The following is an 18,098-nucleotide window of genomic DNA, read 5'->3' on the forward strand; positions in this document are numbered from 1 at the left end:
TGCATTATTCCTTTGTGGCGGCAACTTCCACTTTATCATCATACTCTTCCAGCTTCACCGATACCAGTTTGGATACGCCCGATTCCTGCATGGTAATTCCATACAACACATCGGCACCTTCCATGGTATGTTTACGATGGGTGATAATAATAAACTGCGTTTCCCCCGAAAATTCCTGCATATATTGCGTGTATCTCGTCAGATTGGCTTCATCCAAAGCCGCGTCCACCTCATCCAGCACACAAAACGGAACCGGCTTGATCCGGAGCACCGCAAACAAAAGTGCCAACGCCGCAAGGGCTCTTTCCCCGCCGGAGAGCAGATTCAGGTTTTGCAATTTTTTTCCGGGTGGCTGTGCAATAATGTCAATGCCGGTCTCCAAGAGATTGTCCGGCTCGCTGAGTTTCAAATCGGCCCGGCCGCCGCCAAACATTTTCACAAACACATCTTGAAACTCGATGCGGATCAGTTCAAAACTTTCTTCAAACCGCCGGCCCATTTCTTCAACCAATTGATGGATAATCTCAAAAAGTTTTTCTTTGGCTTCCAGCAAGTCGGTTTCTTGCGATTTCAGAAAGTCGTAACGTTCTTTCAACCGTTCATACTCTTCAATCGCTCCCAGGTTGACATCGCCGAGGGCGGCGATTTTTCCTTTCAGTGAACGGACTTCCTTTTCCGCCTGTTTGGGTTCTTCCGGGACGGGATACTGTTGCTTGGCCCGTTCGAAACTGATCTCATATTCTTCCGCCAACTTGTTCAACAGGTGATTCAATTCCACATCCAGGCGGTTGCCGCGCACTTCCAATTCATGCAAATCTTGCTCCTGTTGCCGGTGCGACTGTTGCATCTGTCTGACTTCTTTTTCCAGGCTCTCCCGCATGAGCAACATCTGTTCACGCCGCTTGCGGATTTCATTCAATTGCATCTGGACTTGCTCTTTGTTTTCTTTGAGATGCCGGATGGTTTCTTCCAACCGGTCCATTTGAACCTGGTTATTCTCCTGATGGTCTTCGAGCGCCTCCAGTTCCCCGGCGGCCGCTTCTTTTTGACCGGTGACCCGCTTGATTTCTTTCCGCGTGCGATGCAAGTTTTGTTCCAAGTTTGTGATCTCCTGGCTGACTTGGGCCACTTGAATGCGCAATTCCGTAATTTTTTCGCTGACTTCCTCCCGGGTGTGGGCCTGCTCTTTTGCTTTTTCCTGCGACTCTTTCAGCAGTTGTTCAAGAGCTTCCTGCTCTTTTTGCAACGCGGCGATTTCCCGGTCGATGTTTTCCAACTGCGCACGGTAAGCTTCTTTTTGCTTTTGCACCTGCCCGATCTCTGCCAGGATTTCTTCTTTTTTCTGCACCACATTTTGCCGGGCCAAAGACCATTCGCGTTCTCGGCTGCGCAGCTCCTGTTCTCTCAGCCTCCGCTCTTCTCCTTGTTTGCGGACCTGTTCCCACTTGTCTTCCAATTCCTGCTTGCGGCGGTTGATCTCATCCAAGGTCTGCTGTACTTGGCGCACCTTTGTTTCGGCATCTTTCAAACGGGTTTCCAATTCTTCCAATTGGCGGTTTCGGCCCAGAAGATTGGTTTTGCTTTGTTTGCGGCTTCCTCCCGTCATCGATCCCCCGGGATTGACAACGTCTCCATCCAGGGTCACCACCCGGTAGCGGTAAGATAAAATCCGCGCCAGTTGATTGGCCTGTTCCAGGGTCCGTGTCACAACCACTCTGCCCAACAAATAAGAAAACAATGCTTGGTAACGCGGATCATACTGAATCAAGTCGGACCCGACGCCCACAAAACCGTCCACCCGGCGGCAACTGTCCAATTCCCATGACTCCATGTTCCGTGGCTTGATGACAGAAAGCGGCAAAAAAGTGGCCCGTCCCAATCTTCTTTCTTTTAAATACCGGATTCCGCCGCGTCCGGTGGCTTCATCTTCCACGACGATATGTTGCAATGCACTTCCCAAAGCGGTTTCCAGCGCCGCCTCATATTCTTCCGGCACCTGAAGGAGTTCGGCCACCGCCCCGTGAACCCCCTTCAAAGAAGGAACGCCCCGGTCACGGGCACGCAAAACTTCTTTCACCCCTTGCATAAACCCTTGATGCTCCGCTTCCACTTCCCTCATCCATTCCAACTGGGAGCGGAGGCGGTTAAACACCTGCTCGGCCTGGCGCAATTCCCCCGTCCATTTTTTCTCTTCTTCTTCCAACCGTTCGCGTTCTTCCGCAAGGGTGCGCACTTCATCCGCCGCCTGTTTCAATGCCTGCTCCACTTCATGGATTGAAGCGGCCAATTGTTCCGATTGCTTTTCGTGTTCTTCTTCCTCTTTCTCCAATTGCTTTTTCGTCTCACCGAGCGACCGGGCCCGTTCTTTTAACTGTTTGAGGTGATCTTTCGTATATTGCTTTTCACTGGAAAGAGCCACCAATTTTTTCTCATGGGCCTGCCACTTCTCATTTAATGATTGCAGTTGCTCGCCCTCATCACCGGTGACTCCCGTCAGTCGCAATTTAAATACCGCAAGCTCTTTTTCCTTTTCCTTTAATTCTTGTTTTTTCCGCTCCAGTTCCCCGGCTGCCTGCTCTTCTTCGCTTTTCAACCGCTTTAATTCTTCCTTCAACAGGGAAATCCGTTCAATTAATTGTTGTCTGTTTTCTTTGCGGTTTTTCACCCGCTCCAATTGCACTTCTTTTTGTCCTTCCGCTTTTTCCAGCTCTTCGCTGATGGTGATCAAACGGGTTTGGACCTGTTCCCATTGGGTCTCCACTTCGTGCAGTGTTTGTTTTAATTCTTCCAAAGCGATTTCTTTTTTTGTGATTTCGGCCGCCAGTGAAACCTGTGTATTTTTCAATTTTTTCGCTTGCGTCGTCACTTTTTCCCATTCATCGTGCAACGATTCAATTTTATGTACATATAAGCCGATCTCCACATTTTTCAAGGTTTCTTTCAATTCTTTAAATCTTTGGGCTTTATCGGCCTGTTCTTTTAAAGGCTCCACCTGGCTTTCAATTTCATGGATCAGATCATGGATGCGCGCCAGGTTTTGTTCGGTGTCCTCCAGTTTTTTTTCGGCTTCTTTTTTCCTCGTTTTGTATTTGACAATCCCGGCCGCCTCTTCAAAAATAATGCGGCGGTCTTCGGATTTTGAGCTTAAAATTTCATCAATCTTGCCTTGCCCAATCATGGAGTAGGCATCTTTCCCGATTCCGGTGTCCATGAACAGCTCATGAATGTCTTTCAACCGGCAGGGTTGTTTATTCAAGAGATACTCGCTTTCCCCTGAACGGTAAACCCTCCGGGTGATAGTCACTTCGGAATAATCCAGGGGCAGGCGGTGATCCGAATTATCAAACGTCATCGAGACTTCACAAAAACCGACCGGTTTCCGGGTGTCACTGCCGGCAAAAATCACATCCTGCATTTTATTGCCGCGCAGGGATTTGGCGCTTTGTTCCCCCAGTACCCAGCGGATGCTGTCGGTCACATTGCTTTTTCCGCTGCCGTTCGGCCCGACCACGGCGGTGATCCCGGGAACAAATTCCAATTCCGTCCGGTCGGCAAAGGATTTAAAACCATTCATCTCCAGTCGTTTTAAATACACAAACAGCCCTCCTCTCCCCAAAAAATAATGCTCTTCTCATGTCTGTAAAGAAAGAGCACAACCCTTACAAAGTGGATGAACTGATATATTTTAGCACAAAAAAACGGGCGGGATTGATTTTTTTCATATTGATCACAGATTCATCAACATCCGTCTGTCAATAAACCCTGCTTCCCAAAGGAGCTTCATGATCGTTGTCCAAGAGTGTCACCCCGCCTTGGACCGAATCAACTCCGAGCACCAACACTTCCGATTGAAAATCGGCGATCTGCTTGGGCGGCAAATTGGTGACCGACCACTTTCCGGCCCTCCAGCTCTTTCGGCTGATACCGTTTTGTCACTTGGGCACTGCTTTTTTTCACTCCCAGCTTTTCGCCAAAATCGATCCACAATTGGTAGGCGGGTTTTTTGGCTTTGGGAAAAGGAGCAACTTTGACAATTTGCCCGATCCTCAGTTCCACTTTTTGAAAGTCCTGATACGAACAAAAATCCATGATCCTTCCTCTCCTTTCAGACCGCTTATTACTTGATTTTCCGGTTTAACCGCTATTTCCTCTAAAAAAAAGCCGCCTCCCGGTAAATGTCGAAGCGGCTTTTCCTGAAATATCGTCCTTGTTTCATCCATTTGCCGGGCCGCGTTGTTGTAAGCGCGGACAATTTTGGCAACAAACCTGATCTTCACTGGCCAGATAATACAAACAACAAGTTTTTCGGACTCTTGCCTGAGCACCGGCATAGTAACGGCCAATGGGTTGAACTTTTTCGCGAAACATGCCGGCCTCCGCCCCGGAAAGCAAATAATGAAAATCATCTTGGGCCAAGGACGGATTCACCTGGTCATCTTCTTTTAATTTGGATTCATATAACCAATAAATATATCCGGCGAGGTTTTCCCACAAAATCGATAAAGGAATGCCAATCAGACGGTGCAATTGATGCCAAAGGGGAGCAATATGATGAGTAAATAATGATGTCAATAATTGCTCACGCAAAAACTTCCGGTTTTTCTCCCTCATCGCTTGTGCTTTCCAATCGCGCAATTGCAATTGCATGTTCAAACGCTGATGTTGCCAAGTGGTTTGAATCCGCACATTGTCCGGCGAAAAATCCAATCGTTCATTTAATGCGCTCATCGCATACAAAGCAGGAACCACAACCGTAAAACTGTAATGTTTGGAAAATTGAGAAGCCACAACGCTCAAGGAATTCACCTTCATCCGTTCCGACCACTCTTCCAACAAACGAACGCACACTTCATGTTTCAACAGTTCCCGCCCGGAAAGCAACATGAAAGAGGAATCATTTTCTTCCGGAAAGACAATATGAAATTGCGTCGGTAAGATATCCACTGCATAACTGACAGGGGGCATGTTGAAAACCCCTTTCCGCTTGCTGAAAATGATATTTATTATCAATTATAATGGATGCAAACGGAAAGGTCTATCCCCTTTTCAGTTTTGTTCATCTGGGTGCTCCTCATTTTTCGGGTTTTGGCCACCTGCAAACTTTTCCAAGGTGTCCCGGATCCCTTCCAATGCTTTCACCCCTCTGTACAACAGGAACAAAGCAAAAATCCCCCCGGAAACAGGGAGAATGATGGCCATGATTGAAAAAACTTGAAAAAAAACAGGCGCAATCACTTCCATGTTTCTCCCCCCCTCTTATCAAAAACAAAAACCACCGTAATGTATATTTGCGGTGGTTCATACGCTTAAGTTCTCCATCTTGCCAACGCCTCTGAAGCAGCACGTTGTTCCGCCTCTTTTTTGGACCGGCCCGTCCCTTTCCCGATAGGTTTTTGGTCCAAGCACACCTCGACGACAAAATGGCGGTCATGAGCCGGACCTTTTGTCTCCACAATGCGGTATTCCAAAGTTCCCAGCCGTCCTTGCTGAACGACTTCCTGCAATTGACTTTTGGCATCCAGCATGTTTTTCAGCCAATCACTATTCACTTTTGGAAACACAACGCGCTCCAAAAACTTTTTCACCTGCTCCAGCCCGCTGTCCAAGAAGAGCGCTCCGATAAACGCTTCGAACACGTCAGCCAGAAGAGATGGCCGTGAACGTCCTCCGGTCATCTCTTCTCCTTTTCCCAAGCGGACATGTTCACCAAATCCCAGCTCTTTGGCAAAGGAGGCCAATGAAGCTTCACACACGACACGGGCCCTCGTGCGTGTCAAGTCTCCTTCGCTCATTTTGGGATACCGTTGAAACAAATACTCTGAAACCGCCAATTCCAAAACGGCATCCCCCAAAAATTCCAACCGCTCATTATCCGGATGCACGCCGGTCGCCTTTTTCTCATGCGTAAATGAAGTATGGGTGAACGCTTGTTGGAATAGTTTTCGGTTATGAAACTTTAATCCGGTGATTTGCTCCAATCGTGCCAGATCCATTCCGTTTCACCCCTTTTCCTTATGCCTCCTGATATTCTTTCAAGGCAATGGTTGCATTATGCCCCCCGAATCCGAGCGAATTGGACAGGGCCGCACGCACCCGCATTTTCCGCGCTTCATTCGGAACATAATCCAAATCACAATCCGGATCCGGATTTTCCAAGTTGATGGTCGGCGGAACAATGCCTTCTTTAATGGCGAGTGCCGTTGCAATGGTTTCAATGCCGCCGGCTGCCCCCAGCAAATGGCCGGTCATGGATTTGGTCGAGCTAATGGCCAAACGTTTGGCATGCTCGCCAAATGCGCCTTTGATCGCCATGGTTTCAAATTTGTCATTGTAATCGGTGGACGTGCCGTGTGCATTGATGTAGTCCACATCTTCCGGCTCCAGTCCGGCATCTTTGACAGCCATCAGCATGCTGCGTTTTGCCCCGTCCCCTTCCGGATCAGGACTTGTCAAGTGATAAGCATCCGCAGTCATGCCGTATCCGACAACTTCCGCAATGATGTTGGCTCCACGTTTTTGTGCATGTTCCAAGGTTTCCAGAACCAACACGCCGGCGCCTTCCCCCATGACAAATCCGTCACGGTCCCTGTCAAACGGACGGCTGGCTTTTTCCGGAGCCTCATTGTTGGTGGACAATGCCCCCATCGCTGAAAAACCGGCAACTGCCATCGGCAAAATGGTGGCTTCGGTTCCACCCGCGATCATGACGTCTGCATCGCCGCGTTGCAAAATTTTAAAAGCATCGCCGACACAGTGCGTTCCGGTGGCACATGCCGAAATGGCCGCGCTGTTGGGTCCCTTGGCCCCGATTTGAATGGAAACGATACCGGATGCCATATTGGCAATCATCATGGGAACGAAGAAAGGACTGACCCGCCGCGGTCCCCGTTTCATCATGACTTTGTGCTGTTCCTCCAACGTTTCCAGTCCGCCGATTCCCGAGCCGATGTAAGTGCCGACCCGTTCTTTTTCCACTTTGTCCATGTCCAGTCCGGCATGCTCAAGAGCCATTTTGGATGCGGCCACGGCAAATTGGACAAAGCGGTCCATTCTTTTGGCATCTTTTTTATTCATAAAATCCAATGGATTAAAATCTTTCACTTCCGCAGCAATCTTGACTGCAAAATCCGAAGTATCAAACCGCGTGATCGTACTCACTCCGGATTTTCCCTGAATCAAATGATTCCAAAAGGTATCAATATCATTGCCCAGAGGAGAAATGACTCCAAGACCAGTGATGACAACCCGGTTCATCTGGTCCACCGCCTTTCCTCATTCATACGATTAGGTGTGTAAAGTCCCGCATGATACGGGACTTTAGAATAAGTACAAAAAATGCTTATTGTTGGTTTTTTTCGATGTATTCCACGACATCTCCGACCGTGGCGATTTTTTCAGCCTCTTCATCGGAGATCTCCATGTCAAACTCATCTTCAAGTTCCATGATGAGATCCACCACATCGAGAGAGTCTGCACCGAGATCTTCTTTGATGTTTGCTTCCAACGTTACTTCACTCGGTTCAACGCTTAAGTTTTCCACAATGATTTTTTTCACTCGTTCTAACGTTGTTTCTGCCATTTCTTTCACCTCCCTTTCGTATTATACGCATTTGATTGTGGACAAGCAATCAACGGATTACATGACCATGCCGCCATCCACCTGAATGGTTTGACCGGTGATGTAAGCGGCGGCATCGGAAGCCAAAAACTTGACGACTTCCGCCACATCTTCCGGTTTGCCAAACCGGCCCAGCGGAATGGCGGATAACATCTGCTCCTTGATCGTGTCATCCAACCGGCTGGTCATGTCGGTATCGATGTAACCCGGTGCCACGGCATTCACGGTGATCCCGCGGCCGGCCAGTTCTTTTGCAATCGTTTTGGTCATCCCAATCACTCCGGATTTGGCCGCGACGTAATTGGCTTGTCCCGGGTTGCCGACAATGCCGACAATGGAACTGATGTTGATGATCCGGCCGCTCCGCTTCTTCATCATGGTGCGGGCAACAGCTTTGGTGCACAGGAAGACCCCTTTCAAGTTGGTGTCAATCACCTGTTCCCAGTCTTCTTCTTTCATGCGCATCAATAAGTTGTCCCGCGTGATGCCGGCATTGTTCACCAAAATATCCACTTTCCCCAAAGTGGATTCCGCTTTCTTAAAAGCGCGTTCCACTTGATCCGCTTTGGAAACATCAACTTGAACCGCCACGGCATTGCGCCCTTTTTCTTTGATGACCGCCACCGTTTCTTCCGCAGCCTGATGGTTTCCCGCGTAAAAGACGGCCACGTCGCAACCGGCATCGGCCAAAGACAGCGCCACGGCTCGTCCGATCCCGCGCGAACCGCCCGTCACAAATGCAATTTTCCCTGTCAACATCCGCAGTCTCTCCTTCCCTATTTGAGAGATTGTAAGGTTTCAACCGCTTGTTTTAACGATTCCGGATCCTGAACGGAGAGGGTCTTGACTTTCCGGTCCACTTTTTTGATCAGTCCGGACAATACGTTACCGGCTCCGATCTCGACAAAGACGGTGACCCCTTCCTCCAGCATGTATCGCACACTGTCTTCCCACAAAACCGGGGAAGCCACTTGTTGCACCAACAGTTGCTGAATCGCTTCGGAATCCGTCACTCCCCGTGCCGTGGCATTGGCCACCACCGGCACTTTCGCCTCGCGGATCGGAACCGATGCCAGGTGGTCCGCCAAACGGTCTGCGGCCGGTTGCATCAGCGAAGAGTGGAACGGTCCGCTGACCGAAAGCGGAATCACACGGCGCGCCCCGGCTTCCACCGCTTTTTCCCCTGCCTCTTTGACCGCCGCTTGGTGACCGGAAATCACAATCTGGTTCGGGGAGTTGAAATTTGCCGGTTCCACCACGTGTCCTTCGTGCGACACTTCTTTGCAAATTTCCACCAGTTTGTCGCGATCCAGGTTCATTACGGCAGACATTGCCCCCTCACCGGCCGGAACCGCTTCTTCCATGTAGGTTCCGCGTTTATGTACAGTGAGAACGGCATCCGCAAAAGAAAGGGAGCCTGCAGCCACCAATGCGGAATATTCCCCCAAGCTGTGTCCGGCTACAAAATCCGGTTTTCGGTCCAACTGCGCATCCAGCACTTTCCACAAGGCGATGCTTGTCGTGAGGATGGCAGGCTGTGTGTTTTTCGTCAAGCGAAGCTGTTCTCCCGGCCCTTCAAAGCAAAGTTGCGACAAGGCATACCCCAACGTTTTGTCCGCATCGGCAAATACTTGTTTCGCGGTCTCCGTGGCCTTGTATATTTCCAATCCCATGCCGGTTTTTTGCGAACCTTGGCCCGGAAAAACAAAGGCGATCTTGCTCACTCGGATTCCTCCCTCTTCTTTAATCCAACGCCCATTTCAAAACGGTTGCCCCCCAGGTCAGGCCGCCGCCAAAACCGCAGAGAACCATCGTATCCCCTTTTTTAATCAGTCCGCGTTCCACCGCTTCATCGAGAGCAACCGGAATCGAGGCGGATGACATGTTCCCGTAGCGGTCCAGGTTCACAACCACTTTGTCTTCGGTCAGGCCCAGCCGTTTCACTGCAGAATCGATAATGCGAATATTCGCCTGGTGAGGAACAAGAAAATCGATGTCTTCTTTTGACAAACCTGCTTTGGCCAGTGCTTCTTCCGTGGCATTTCCCATCACGCGCACCGCAAATTTAAACACTTCCCGTCCGGACATATGCACACAATGAAGGCGCTCCCGGATGGTTTTCTCAGAAGCCGGAAGACGGGATCCTCCCGCCGGCAAATTCAACAAATTGCCTCCCGAACCGTCTCCTCCTAATTCGAAAGACAAGAAACCATATCCTTCTTCCACCGGACCGAGCACCGCGGCTCCGGCACCATCGCCGAACAACACACAAGTGTTCCGGTCGGTCCAGTCAACAATGCGCGACAGGCATTCCACCCCGATCACCAGCACATATTTGTATACACCCGTTGCAATGAACTGTGCACCTGTTGATATTCCGTAAATAAAACCGGTGCATGCGGCCGACAAATCAAACGTGGCTGCTTTTTTGGCACCGAGCCGGTCTTGCACCAAGCAAGCCGTCGCCGGAAAATTCATATCCGGTGTCACGGTCGTGACGATGATCATGTCAAGCTCCTCGGCACGGATCCCGGCTTTTTTCAGTGCTTTTTCCGCCGCTTTGACGGATAAATCGGAAGAAGCTTCTTCCGGAGCCGCAATCCTGCGCTCACGAATGCCTGTCCGGCTTACGATCCATTCATCATTGGTATCCACCATTTTCTCCAAATCGGCATTGGTTAACACTTTTTCCGGCAAATAGGATCCCGTTCCCAATATACCCACTGACCTCATTTTCCAGCTCCTCTCTTCCTAAGACAATTCCTCTTCCATCCGCGAAATCACATCGTGTTGCAAAAAACGGCGTGTTTGCCGGATGGCATTACAAAAGGCTCTGGCATCGGAAGAACCGTGCGCTTTGATCACGGGCCCCTTAAGCCCCAAAAGCGGAGCTCCTCCATGCTCCTTGTAATCCATCGCTTGGGCAAACTTTTTCAAGCGCGGTTTCAACAAGGCCGCCATGGACTTTGTCATCAAATTGGCCGTGAGTTCCTGTTTCAAACGGCCAAAAACCGCTTTGGCCACCCCTTCGGTGTTTTTCAGAAGCACATTTCCGGTAAAACCGTCACAGACGAGCACTTCACAAGGCCCTTCCAAAATGTCGCGGGCTTCCACATTTCCCACAAACCGGGCTGCCAAATCTTTTTCGATCAGCGCATAGGCTTCCCGGGTAAGTTCTGTTCCTTTCCCCTCTTCGGTCCCGATATTGAGCAACCCGACACGCGGAGACTCAAAACCCAACACCTTTTCGGCATAAATGCTTCCCATCGTCGCATACTGCCTTAAATGCTCCGGTTTGGCCTCCGGGTTTGCGCCGACATCCAACACGAGAATTCCTTTTCCGTTGAGGGTCGGAAAAACGGGAGCCAGTGCGGGACGGTCGACTCCTTTCAACCGGCCGACGTGGAAAAAACCCGCCGCCATCAGCGCACCGGTGTTTCCCCCGCTGATAAACGCATCGGCCTCTTTCTTTCTGACCATCTGGCAACCCACAACGATGGAAGAATCTTTTTTCCGCCGAACGGCTTGGGTCGGTTTGTCTTCCGGTTCGATTTTTTCCGTCACCGGCCGGAACTCAACGCCATCCAAGGCCAATTGATCTTCCATGTCCTTCAGGCCGATTAAAATGATCTTTAAATCCGGCCATTTTTCTTTCGCCTGTCTGATCCCTTCCACCACTGCGTCCGGAGCATGATCTCCTCCATGTGCATCAATTGCTATCCGCATCAAAGCTCCTCCTTAACAAGCTCCTTATCTTCCAGGCAATACACATCAAATGTGCCTTGAAAAACGGTTTCGCCGTTCACTTTTGTCAGCACGTCCACCTGCAACCGGGAAGATAATTTTTTGACGACCTTGGCTTTGGCAATGCATTTTTCCCCCAGATAAACCGGTCTGACAAAACGGATTCCCGCCGCCCCGGTCAGGGCGACTTCCGCGTTGGCAACGGCGATGGCCAGCGAATTGGCTTGAGCAAACAGAATATGCCCCCGCGCAATGTGATTGCGTGCAAAAACATACTCCTTTTTTATTTCAAGGATGGAAACTCCGCTATGGTCGAGCTGCAAATCCACCACGTCACCGATCACTTCATCCAACGACAAGGACCGGACACGATCCAAATGGTTCTCAGCCATGTGCTTGATACGTTCGCGCAATTCCGGAATCCCCAGCTCCCACCGGTCCAAACGGATGGTTTGAATACTCACGCCAAATCGTTTGGCACATTCTTCATCCGTCAAGAACGGTTCGTCTTCAAAAGCCCGGATCACTTGCTGTTGCCGTTCTTTTTTGGATAACCGCATAACGGAGTCACCACCTTTCCCGTTTTTATGATCAGTTATTAATACCTGGTACTAATTCAGTATATAAAAAAAAGAGTCATTTGACAACAAAAAAAAGACTGGCGAACCAAAGCGCCAGTCCTGTTGTCTTTGGAGCCCGTGAATCAGTCGTTCACGACTCCTTCCACTTCAGAGCCTTTATAATATCCACACTCTTTGCATACGCGGTGGGATAATTTGGGTGCTCCGCATTGCGGGCAATTTACCATACCCGGTACAGAAAGTTTGTAATGAGTACGACGTTTGCGTTTACGCGTTTTAGATGTACGCCGAAAAGGTACTGCCATTTGTTTCACCCCCTCTAAGAATGTAACACAAGCCCGGGAAGTTTCATATACTGTTACGCATCATTTTGAAACCAGTCCCCCAGAACCGCAAGCCGGGGGTCGATTTTTTCAACCCGGCACCGGCACGATTCGGTGTTCCGGTTTTTTCCGCATTCCGGACACAGCCCTTTGCAATCTTCCCGGCACACAGGAATATAAGGAAATTGGAGCAACAAGGCTTCCCGAATAAACGGAGTCAAATCCAGTTTATTTTCATCGGCCAAATGAATTTCCTGCTCCTCGGATTCCACGGCCCGGTGCGGATCATCTGTAAAATGTTCTTCAAAGCTCGCTTTGATTTCCTGCTTGAATTCACTCAAACATTTGGCGCAAGAAAACACAGCGGTGGTTGATAATTCCCCTTTGGCAACAAAAAAATGAGGATCAACCATCTCCACACGGGCTTTCACGTCAACCGGCGCTAATTGTTCAAGTCCGGATACTTCTTCATCCAATGTCAAGTGAATCGTATCCTCTACAAACAACAGCCCATCTTTTGCCTGGTTTAATTGGTGCAGAAAAATCTGCATAATTCCACTCCTTGTATAAAAACAGGGTTATTATAAGATATCAAACCAATCTCTGTCAATGTTTTTGACTTGGCAACCGTTTCAAATACTCCACGGCCTCGTTTAAAGAACGGACCGGGATCACTTTCATCGGAAATTTCTTTGCTTTCACCGTCGCTTTTGCCAACTTTTCATTTTGGTCAGCAGGGGTTTTGTCTGCGGGGCAAAAAAAGAGTTCCGCCCCTTTTTCGGCCGCCACCGTGATTTTATACTCAATGCCCCCGATTTGCCCGACTTGCCCGTCCGGCGAGATGGTGCCGGTGCCCGCGATCCGGTAACCACGGGTCAAATCTTCCGGCATCAACCGGTTTAACACCTCCAGGGAAAACATCAACCCGGCTGAAGGCCCTCCGATTTTTGCACTGTCAATCCGGACAGAAGGATCGGTTTGAATTTCGGTTTTTAAAACGGGCACAATGCCGAGGCCGGCTTTTTCTTTTCCTTTCGTTGCCGGCAGGGAAGTCAATCGGACCAGAAGGTCCCGGGGGGTTTGTTGGCGGACGACACGGACATGAACCTTCTCCCCGGCTTTTTTCCGGCTGAGGTAACCGGTCAACTGTTCCACCGACCGGACGGGTTGATGATCGATTTGCGTAATCAGGTCCCCTTCCTCAAGCCCGCCGGACCCGTCGATCAAACGCAAAACTTCGATTCCCCGCACCCGGACCGTGACCGGTTTCCCGGCATACCGGTAAGCGGCGATCACAGCATGATTTTGTGACATTTGCATGCTTTCCGCTTGCCTGCGTTCATAGTCTTCGTCCGACTCGCCTTCGGCCAGCACTTTCTCTTCGTGAATCAAATCCACATTCCCGGACAGGAAACTGTACAGATAATCAATCAGGACCCCTTCCTTCATCGAGACCGTCGTCAGATAAAAATCCCCCTGCTCATCAGGCGGATGCCCCTTTACGTTCACCAACGGACTCACATCTTCAGCCGATCCCGGCGAAATCGTGTAATACGGGATGGGAACAAGAAACAGGGCTCCGATGACCGCCACCAGTCCGATGAAGGCAATGACAGGAATCCGTTCCCGTTTAGTCCATGAATTCATTCAATGCTTTCTCTCCTTGCCAGTGATGGATTCGTTCTTTCAATTTGTCGATTTGGGCTCTGGCTTCTTCTTCCCCCCGCCGGATGCATTCTTCCACTCTGGAAAAAGATGTCACTTGGATGTCCCCTACATCCGGATGGATCAAAAAGTCGGCGGTTGACCGTTTTTGGCCGGTTATTTGTTTTTCCATGATAATTAAAGTTTGTGTAATTACATCAAAAATATTTCGGATCTCAGCTTGCGGCGCCCTCGGGATGACATCCACGGCGATCACGAAATCAGCCCCCAGTTTTCTCACCACCGAAACGGGCAGGCGGTCCGCCACCCCTCCGTCGACCAGCACCTGATCTCCCCGGATCACCGGCTCAAAAATGCCCGGAATGGAAATGCTGGCCCGAACCGCTTGATCGACAGGCCCTTCGGTAAACACAACCGGTTCCCCTGTAACGAGATCAGTGGCCACAATCGCGGTCGGAATCTGCAATTCTTCCAATTTCTTATGATGTGCAAGCAGGCAAATCAACGCTTTCACCTTTTCCCCCGGGACAAATCCCTTTCGCGGAACCGTAAAATCAAGCCAATATTTTCTTTTTAAAGAACAAGCAAGTTTTTCGCACATGTCAAGATCCAGGCCGTTGGCCAAAAGAACAGCCATGATGCTTCCCATGCTGCTTCCGGCCACACAGTCGACGGGAATACCCTCTTCTTTCAGGACTTTCAAAACGCCCAAATGGGCAAACCCCCTGGCCCCTCCCGAACTCAAAGCCAATCCGATTTTGGGTCTGGTCATCCCTTTCCCACCTTTCTTTCTCATCTGCATTTCCGAAACATTTGGACAAAGCGGTCTAATCCACCATCCCGTTGCGTAGACATGGTATTGATGCAGCTACTGTGAGGAGAGAATGCATATGAATCCAGCCCTTCTCCGAAGTCAATTAAAAACCGTTTTGCTGGCATCCGTCGCTTTATTCATCGCGGTGATCCTGGTCATGTACCCGGAGCAAGCCGTGAAATCATCATTAAGAGGATTACATATTTGGTGGGACGTCGTTTTTCCTGCATTGTTGCCGTTTTTTATCACGGCGGAAATGATGATGGGCTTCGGAGTGGTCCATTTTCTCGGCGTATTGTTGGAGCCTTTGATGCGCCCCATCTTCCGTGTTCCGGGTGCCGGTGCTTTTGTCATGGCCGTGGGCTTGATTTCCGGCAACCCCATGGGCGCCAAACTGACCGCCCGTTTAAGGGAACAAAATCTGGTTTCCAAAGAAGAGGGGGAGCGTTTGATATCCTTTACCAGCACCGCCGGACCTTTGTTTATTTTCGGAGCGGTGGCTGTTGGTTTTTTTGAAAATAAATCCGTCGGCTTGATCCTGGCCGTTGCCCACTACATCAGCGCATTTATCGTCGGATTTTCCATGCGCTTTTATGAAAAACAAGCCACGCCGACCCCTCCCCCCGGCATCAAGAAAGGGTTTATTTTGACCCGTGCCATGGCGGCAATGCACCGGGCCCGGATTCAAGACGGCCGGACACTGGGGCAACTCATCGGGCAATCCGTCACATCCGCCATTCAGACCTTGCTTTTAATCGGCGGGTTTATCATGATGTTTTCCGTGTTGACCCATCTGATCAACTATGTGGGGGTCACGGCACCGCTATTGAAAGGCATCTCCAATCTGTTGACCTTTTTTTCATTTCCGCCGGAACTGTCCGAATCCATTTTAGCCGGGTTGTTTGAAATCACCGTCGGTTCGCAAGTTGCCAGTTCCGTCGACCCGTCCGTCCCGATTCTTTATAAATTGGCCATTGTCAGCTTGATCATCGGATGGAACGGCCTTTCCATCCATGCCCAAATCGCCAGCATGATCAGCCGGACAGACATCCGGTATTATCCTTACTTTGCCGCCAAAATCCTGCACGGGTTCCTTGCGGCACTGATCACCATCATCATTTTTCCGTTTTTCAATTATTCTCTGCAAAATGACACAACCATTCTTTCCGTCTTTCACCCGGTCACCTCCCCAGTGGCTTTTTCCGTCTGGGGAATCTTACAGGGTTTTGCGGTCACCGTCACCCTGATTTGGTTTTTGGCGCTGGTTTATCAGGAAACGAAAGCCGTCGCCCAATCCTTCCGTTACAACAAAACCCGCTGATCCTGGTTTCAGCGGGCAAATTTTTCACTGAATTTTTTTCTGAGCGCTTTCTCCACGGTCCCGGGAACCAAATCTTTGACATCCGCCCCGTATCGGGCCACTTCTTTGACCATCGACGAGCTGATAAAGGAATGTTCGTTGCTTGTCATCAGAAAAAAGGTTTCAACCTTGTCGTTTAATTTTCGGTTGATGGAGGCAATCTGCAATTCATACTCAAAATCGGAAATCGCCCGAAGGCCGCGTAAGATGGCATGGGGATTTCTTTTTTTCAAGTAATCGACCAACAGGCCGTTAAAGCTGTCCACTTCGACATTGGAAAGATGCCGGGTCGCCTCCCGGATCATTTCCGTTCTTTCTTCTACTGAAAATAATGGATCTTTCGAAGAATTAATCAGGACAGCCACGATGATCTTGTCAAACACTTTTTTTCCGCGCTCAATGATATCCAAATGGCCATACGTAATCGGGTCAAAACTTCCCGGATATACTGCCACTTTCACTCGGCTCACCCCATTCGTATAAAGAAATCGATGTATCCCGGTAATTTAGCAAGCGATAACGTCGGAAAGCCCCTATCTCTTCCGGGGGAACGCATTCCGCCTCATGTTCGGCAACAATCAAGCCATCCCCTTTTAACAACCCGTGCTTGGAAATCTTTTCAATCGTGGGAGCCAGTAAATTTTTTTTATAAGGAGGATCCAAGAAAATATAATCGAATTGTAAACGGCGCTTTTTTAAAAGCGGCAACGCCCGTTGGACGTCATTCCGGTAAACCTCAACGGAATCGCTTAATTTGGAAGCACCGGCATTCATCCGGATCACATCACAGCTTGTCCGCGAAGAATCGATGAAAACGGCTTTATCCAATCCCCTGCTCAAAGCTTCCAGCCCCAATGCGCCGGTGCCCGCAAACAAATCCAGGGCCATGCCGCCATCAAAAAAAGGACCGATCACTTGAAACAAGGATTCTTTGACACGATCTGCCGTCGGGCGAACATGCTTGCCGGGAACCATTTTCAAACGGGTTCCTTTGGCTTTTCCAGCAATGATTCGCATATCATTTTACACCTGACTTTATGAATGGATTATGAATGCATTACGTTTCTTATCCTACCATAAAGAACCGGCAAAAGAAAATCTGTAAAAAACATTCAAAGAAGAGGTATGAACGCCCGAAAAATGGAAATCATAAATGATGACAGCATCTGCTGCGATGCTGTCAACCGCGGAGAAGACTTACGTTTCCCCAATAAGCTCTTCCTCCGGTTTCTCCTCTCCCATTGAAGACTTACGCATGGATGCGTAAGAAACATGGGGCTCGCTATTGAGGCGAGCCATTTTTTTTTTGCATGGAAACGATCCTATCTTTCTTCTTCGAAGTCTTTGCGTTCTGCCGGCTCATCTGCTTCCGGTTGCAAAAACAAATCCCCGAACAACCAGTCCTCTTCCCATTCGTTGACAGCCACCGGGGCTGCTTCTTCCGGCTTGGGATCATCCCAATTTTCTTCGACCTTCAGATTGTCAACTTTGTCGGAAGGGGCCTTCGCCTTGCGAATCGCTTTTTTCTTTGCCCGATTTCTTTTTCCCATCCTTCTCCTCCTTTCCACTCGGATTTCTCTATACGATATGACAACACCCCGGCATCCGTCTGATTGAAAGGCCCATGCTTTTTTACAAATAACGGCGGATCATGTTGGCTTCAACCGGAGTAATGACCCCTTCCATCACCATCGCATCCACAAAACGGTTGGATAATTCATGCCAACGCGGCGAACGTTGCAAACGGTCGATTTCCCGGGGGGTGAAGATCTGCCAGGGCAATTCCCGGGCAAAAGCCCAAAGCCCCATCTTGCCGTAAGATCTGCGAATTTGTTTGGCCTGTTTGATCAAGGATTTAATTTTTTGGGGAGAAACGGCATTTCTGCCGACTGTCCGGTTGATCTCCTCTGCCAGCTCCACATAAAAAGCGTCACGCTGATTCATAAAACACTCCTCCTGCCGTGATATCCACCACCTTTACCCGTCGGCGGAT

21 protein-coding genes are annotated in these 18,098 nt (G+C 49.6%); 1 reads left to right on the forward strand and 20 read right to left on the reverse strand.

Features of this window, described 5'->3' with window-relative positions; genetic code table 11:
- Window positions 1-4: 4 nt before the first annotated feature.
- The 16 genes from smc to I8U23_RS03650 all read right to left on the reverse strand — a co-directional run bounded on the left by smc (window position 5) and on the right by I8U23_RS03650 (window position 14,703).
- Window positions 5-3,595 (reverse strand): chromosome segregation protein SMC, encoded by a 3,591-nt coding sequence (gene smc, locus I8U23_RS03575; protein WP_198050773.1) that lies wholly within the window; start codon window positions 3,593-3,595, stop codon window positions 5-7.
- A 227-nt stretch (window positions 3,596-3,822) separates the two neighbouring features.
- The gene (locus I8U23_RS03580; protein ID WP_369792446.1) at window positions 3,823-4,089 is read right to left on the reverse strand and encodes a hypothetical protein; all 267 of its coding nucleotides are present in this window, start codon (window positions 4,087-4,089) and stop codon (window positions 3,823-3,825) included.
- 123 nt (window positions 4,090-4,212) lie between these two features.
- Complete coding sequence (locus I8U23_RS03585) at window positions 4,213-4,965, reverse strand: IucA/IucC family C-terminal-domain containing protein (protein ID WP_049720260.1); 753 nt, start codon at window positions 4,963-4,965, stop codon at window positions 4,213-4,215.
- A gap of 81 nt (window positions 4,966-5,046) precedes the next feature.
- A complete protein-coding gene (locus tag I8U23_RS03590) occupies window positions 5,047-5,241 on the reverse strand; it encodes a DUF8066 domain-containing protein (protein ID WP_037994836.1) in 195 nt (64 codons plus the stop codon).
- Window positions 5,242-5,306: 65 nt separating this feature from the next.
- Window positions 5,307-5,993, reverse strand: a complete 687-nt coding sequence (rnc, locus tag I8U23_RS03595; protein ID WP_049720261.1) for a ribonuclease III — start codon at window positions 5,991-5,993, stop codon at window positions 5,307-5,309.
- A 19-nt stretch (window positions 5,994-6,012) separates the two neighbouring features.
- On the reverse strand, window positions 6,013-7,254 hold the full coding sequence (fabF, locus tag I8U23_RS03600) for a beta-ketoacyl-ACP synthase II (protein WP_037995103.1): 1,242 nt from the start codon (window positions 7,252-7,254) through the stop codon (window positions 6,013-6,015).
- Between the two features lie 85 nt (window positions 7,255-7,339).
- The gene (gene acpP / locus I8U23_RS03605) at window positions 7,340-7,579 is read right to left on the reverse strand and encodes an acyl carrier protein (RefSeq protein ID WP_037994838.1); all 240 of its coding nucleotides are present in this window, start codon (window positions 7,577-7,579) and stop codon (window positions 7,340-7,342) included.
- A gap of 57 nt (window positions 7,580-7,636) precedes the next feature.
- Entirely contained in the window at window positions 7,637-8,377 is a 741-nt protein-coding gene (gene fabG / locus I8U23_RS03610) for a 3-oxoacyl-[acyl-carrier-protein] reductase (protein WP_198050774.1), read from the reverse strand.
- A 17-nt stretch (window positions 8,378-8,394) separates the two neighbouring features.
- Window positions 8,395-9,342, reverse strand: a complete 948-nt coding sequence (gene fabD / locus I8U23_RS03615; RefSeq protein WP_049720263.1) for an ACP S-malonyltransferase — start codon at window positions 9,340-9,342, stop codon at window positions 8,395-8,397.
- 19 nt (window positions 9,343-9,361) lie between these two features.
- The gene (locus tag I8U23_RS03620; protein WP_198050775.1) at window positions 9,362-10,351 is read right to left on the reverse strand and encodes a beta-ketoacyl-ACP synthase III; all 990 of its coding nucleotides are present in this window, start codon (window positions 10,349-10,351) and stop codon (window positions 9,362-9,364) included.
- A gap of 18 nt (window positions 10,352-10,369) precedes the next feature.
- A complete protein-coding gene (gene plsX, locus I8U23_RS03625) occupies window positions 10,370-11,344 on the reverse strand; it encodes a phosphate acyltransferase PlsX (protein WP_037994847.1) in 975 nt (324 codons plus the stop codon).
- A complete protein-coding gene (fapR, locus tag I8U23_RS03630) occupies window positions 11,344-11,922 on the reverse strand; it encodes a transcription factor FapR (RefSeq protein ID WP_037994849.1) in 579 nt (192 codons plus the stop codon). Before fapR ends, plsX begins: the two co-directional genes overlap by 1 nt.
- A gap of 143 nt (window positions 11,923-12,065) precedes the next feature.
- Window positions 12,066-12,248, reverse strand: coding sequence for a 50S ribosomal protein L32 (gene rpmF / locus I8U23_RS03635; RefSeq protein ID WP_082240639.1), 183 nt, complete (start codon window positions 12,246-12,248; stop codon window positions 12,066-12,068).
- 53 nt (window positions 12,249-12,301) lie between these two features.
- Window positions 12,302-12,817, reverse strand: coding sequence for a YceD family protein (locus I8U23_RS03640; RefSeq protein ID WP_198050776.1), 516 nt, complete (start codon window positions 12,815-12,817; stop codon window positions 12,302-12,304).
- Window positions 12,818-12,872: 55 nt separating this feature from the next.
- A complete protein-coding gene (locus I8U23_RS03645; protein WP_198050777.1) occupies window positions 12,873-13,913 on the reverse strand; it encodes a SepM family pheromone-processing serine protease in 1,041 nt (346 codons plus the stop codon).
- Window positions 13,897-14,703, reverse strand: a complete 807-nt coding sequence (locus tag I8U23_RS03650) for a patatin-like phospholipase family protein (protein ID WP_049720266.1) — start codon at window positions 14,701-14,703, stop codon at window positions 13,897-13,899. Before I8U23_RS03650 ends, I8U23_RS03645 begins: the two co-directional genes overlap by 17 nt.
- 118 nt (window positions 14,704-14,821) lie before the next feature.
- Here I8U23_RS03650 and ylbJ point away from each other — a divergent pair, with 118 nt between their 5' ends.
- Window positions 14,822-16,066, forward strand: coding sequence for a sporulation integral membrane protein YlbJ (gene ylbJ, locus I8U23_RS03655; RefSeq protein ID WP_037994853.1), 1,245 nt, complete (start codon window positions 14,822-14,824; stop codon window positions 16,064-16,066).
- Window positions 16,067-16,074: 8 nt separating this feature from the next.
- Here ylbJ and coaD read toward each other — a convergent pair whose 3' ends face one another.
- From coaD to I8U23_RS03675, 4 genes are all read right to left on the reverse strand, one after another.
- The gene (gene coaD, locus I8U23_RS03660) at window positions 16,075-16,566 is read right to left on the reverse strand and encodes a pantetheine-phosphate adenylyltransferase (protein ID WP_037994855.1); all 492 of its coding nucleotides are present in this window, start codon (window positions 16,564-16,566) and stop codon (window positions 16,075-16,077) included.
- The gene (gene rsmD, locus I8U23_RS03665; protein ID WP_037994856.1) at window positions 16,535-17,122 is read right to left on the reverse strand and encodes a 16S rRNA (guanine(966)-N(2))-methyltransferase RsmD; all 588 of its coding nucleotides are present in this window, start codon (window positions 17,120-17,122) and stop codon (window positions 16,535-16,537) included. The genes coaD and rsmD overlap by 32 nt, the downstream gene beginning before the upstream one ends.
- Window positions 17,123-17,427: 305 nt before the next feature.
- The gene (locus tag I8U23_RS03670; RefSeq protein WP_037994859.1) at window positions 17,428-17,655 is read right to left on the reverse strand and encodes a hypothetical protein; all 228 of its coding nucleotides are present in this window, start codon (window positions 17,653-17,655) and stop codon (window positions 17,428-17,430) included.
- An 82-nt stretch (window positions 17,656-17,737) separates the two neighbouring features.
- Window positions 17,738-18,049 carry a hypothetical protein gene (locus I8U23_RS03675; RefSeq protein WP_049720268.1) on the reverse strand — a complete coding sequence of 104 codons (312 nt, stop codon included), beginning with the start codon at window positions 18,047-18,049 and terminating at the stop codon, window positions 17,738-17,740.
- Window positions 18,050-18,098: the final 49 nt, after the last annotated feature.

This window comes from Thermoactinomyces sp. CICC 10735 (assembly GCF_016055175.1).
Lineage (GTDB): Bacteria > Bacillota > Bacilli > Thermoactinomycetales > Thermoactinomycetaceae > Thermoactinomyces > Thermoactinomyces vulgaris.

Bases quoted from the DNA above. Each gene is read 5' to 3' on its own strand.
- I8U23_RS03645 (WP_198050777.1), bottom strand. From the start codon at position 13,913: ATGAATTCATGGACTAAACGGGAACGGATTCCTGTCATTGCCTTCATC.
- rnc (WP_049720261.1), bottom strand. From the start codon at position 5,993: ATGGATCTGGCACGATTGGAGCAAATCACCGGATTAAAGTTTCATAAC.
- I8U23_RS03620 (WP_198050775.1), bottom strand. From the start codon at position 10,351: ATGAGGTCAGTGGGTATATTGGGAACGGGATCCTATTTGCCGGAAAAA.
- rpmF (WP_082240639.1), bottom strand. From the start codon at position 12,248: ATGGCAGTACCTTTTCGGCGTACATCTAAAACGCGTAAACGCAAACGT.
- plsX (WP_037994847.1), bottom strand. From the start codon at position 11,344: ATGCGGATAGCAATTGATGCACATGGAGGAGATCATGCTCCGGACGCA.
- I8U23_RS03650 (WP_049720266.1), bottom strand. From the start codon at position 14,703: ATGACCAGACCCAAAATCGGATTGGCTTTGAGTTCGGGAGGGGCCAGG.
- ylbJ (WP_037994853.1), top strand. From the start codon at position 14,822: ATGAATCCAGCCCTTCTCCGAAGTCAATTAAAAACCGTTTTGCTGGCA.
- I8U23_RS03675 (WP_049720268.1), bottom strand. From the start codon at position 18,049: ATGAATCAGCGTGACGCTTTTTATGTGGAGCTGGCAGAGGAGATCAAC.
- I8U23_RS03670 (WP_037994859.1), bottom strand. From the start codon at position 17,655: ATGGGAAAAAGAAATCGGGCAAAGAAAAAAGCGATTCGCAAGGCGAAG.
- I8U23_RS03590 (WP_037994836.1), bottom strand. From the start codon at position 5,241: ATGGAAGTGATTGCGCCTGTTTTTTTTCAAGTTTTTTCAATCATGGCC.
- fabG (WP_198050774.1), bottom strand. From the start codon at position 8,377: ATGTTGACAGGGAAAATTGCATTTGTGACGGGCGGTTCGCGCGGGATC.
- rsmD (WP_037994856.1), bottom strand. From the start codon at position 17,122: ATGCGAATCATTGCTGGAAAAGCCAAAGGAACCCGTTTGAAAATGGTT.
- acpP (WP_037994838.1), bottom strand. From the start codon at position 7,579: ATGGCAGAAACAACGTTAGAACGAGTGAAAAAAATCATTGTGGAAAAC.
- I8U23_RS03580 (WP_369792446.1), bottom strand. From the start codon at position 4,089: ATGGATTTTTGTTCGTATCAGGACTTTCAAAAAGTGGAACTGAGGATC.
- I8U23_RS03585 (WP_049720260.1), bottom strand. From the start codon at position 4,965: ATGCCCCCTGTCAGTTATGCAGTGGATATCTTACCGACGCAATTTCAT.
- fapR (WP_037994849.1), bottom strand. From the start codon at position 11,922: ATGCGGTTATCCAAAAAAGAACGGCAACAGCAAGTGATCCGGGCTTTT.
- I8U23_RS03640 (WP_198050776.1), bottom strand. From the start codon at position 12,817: ATGCAGATTTTTCTGCACCAATTAAACCAGGCAAAAGATGGGCTGTTG.
- fabF (WP_037995103.1), bottom strand. From the start codon at position 7,254: ATGAACCGGGTTGTCATCACTGGTCTTGGAGTCATTTCTCCTCTGGGC.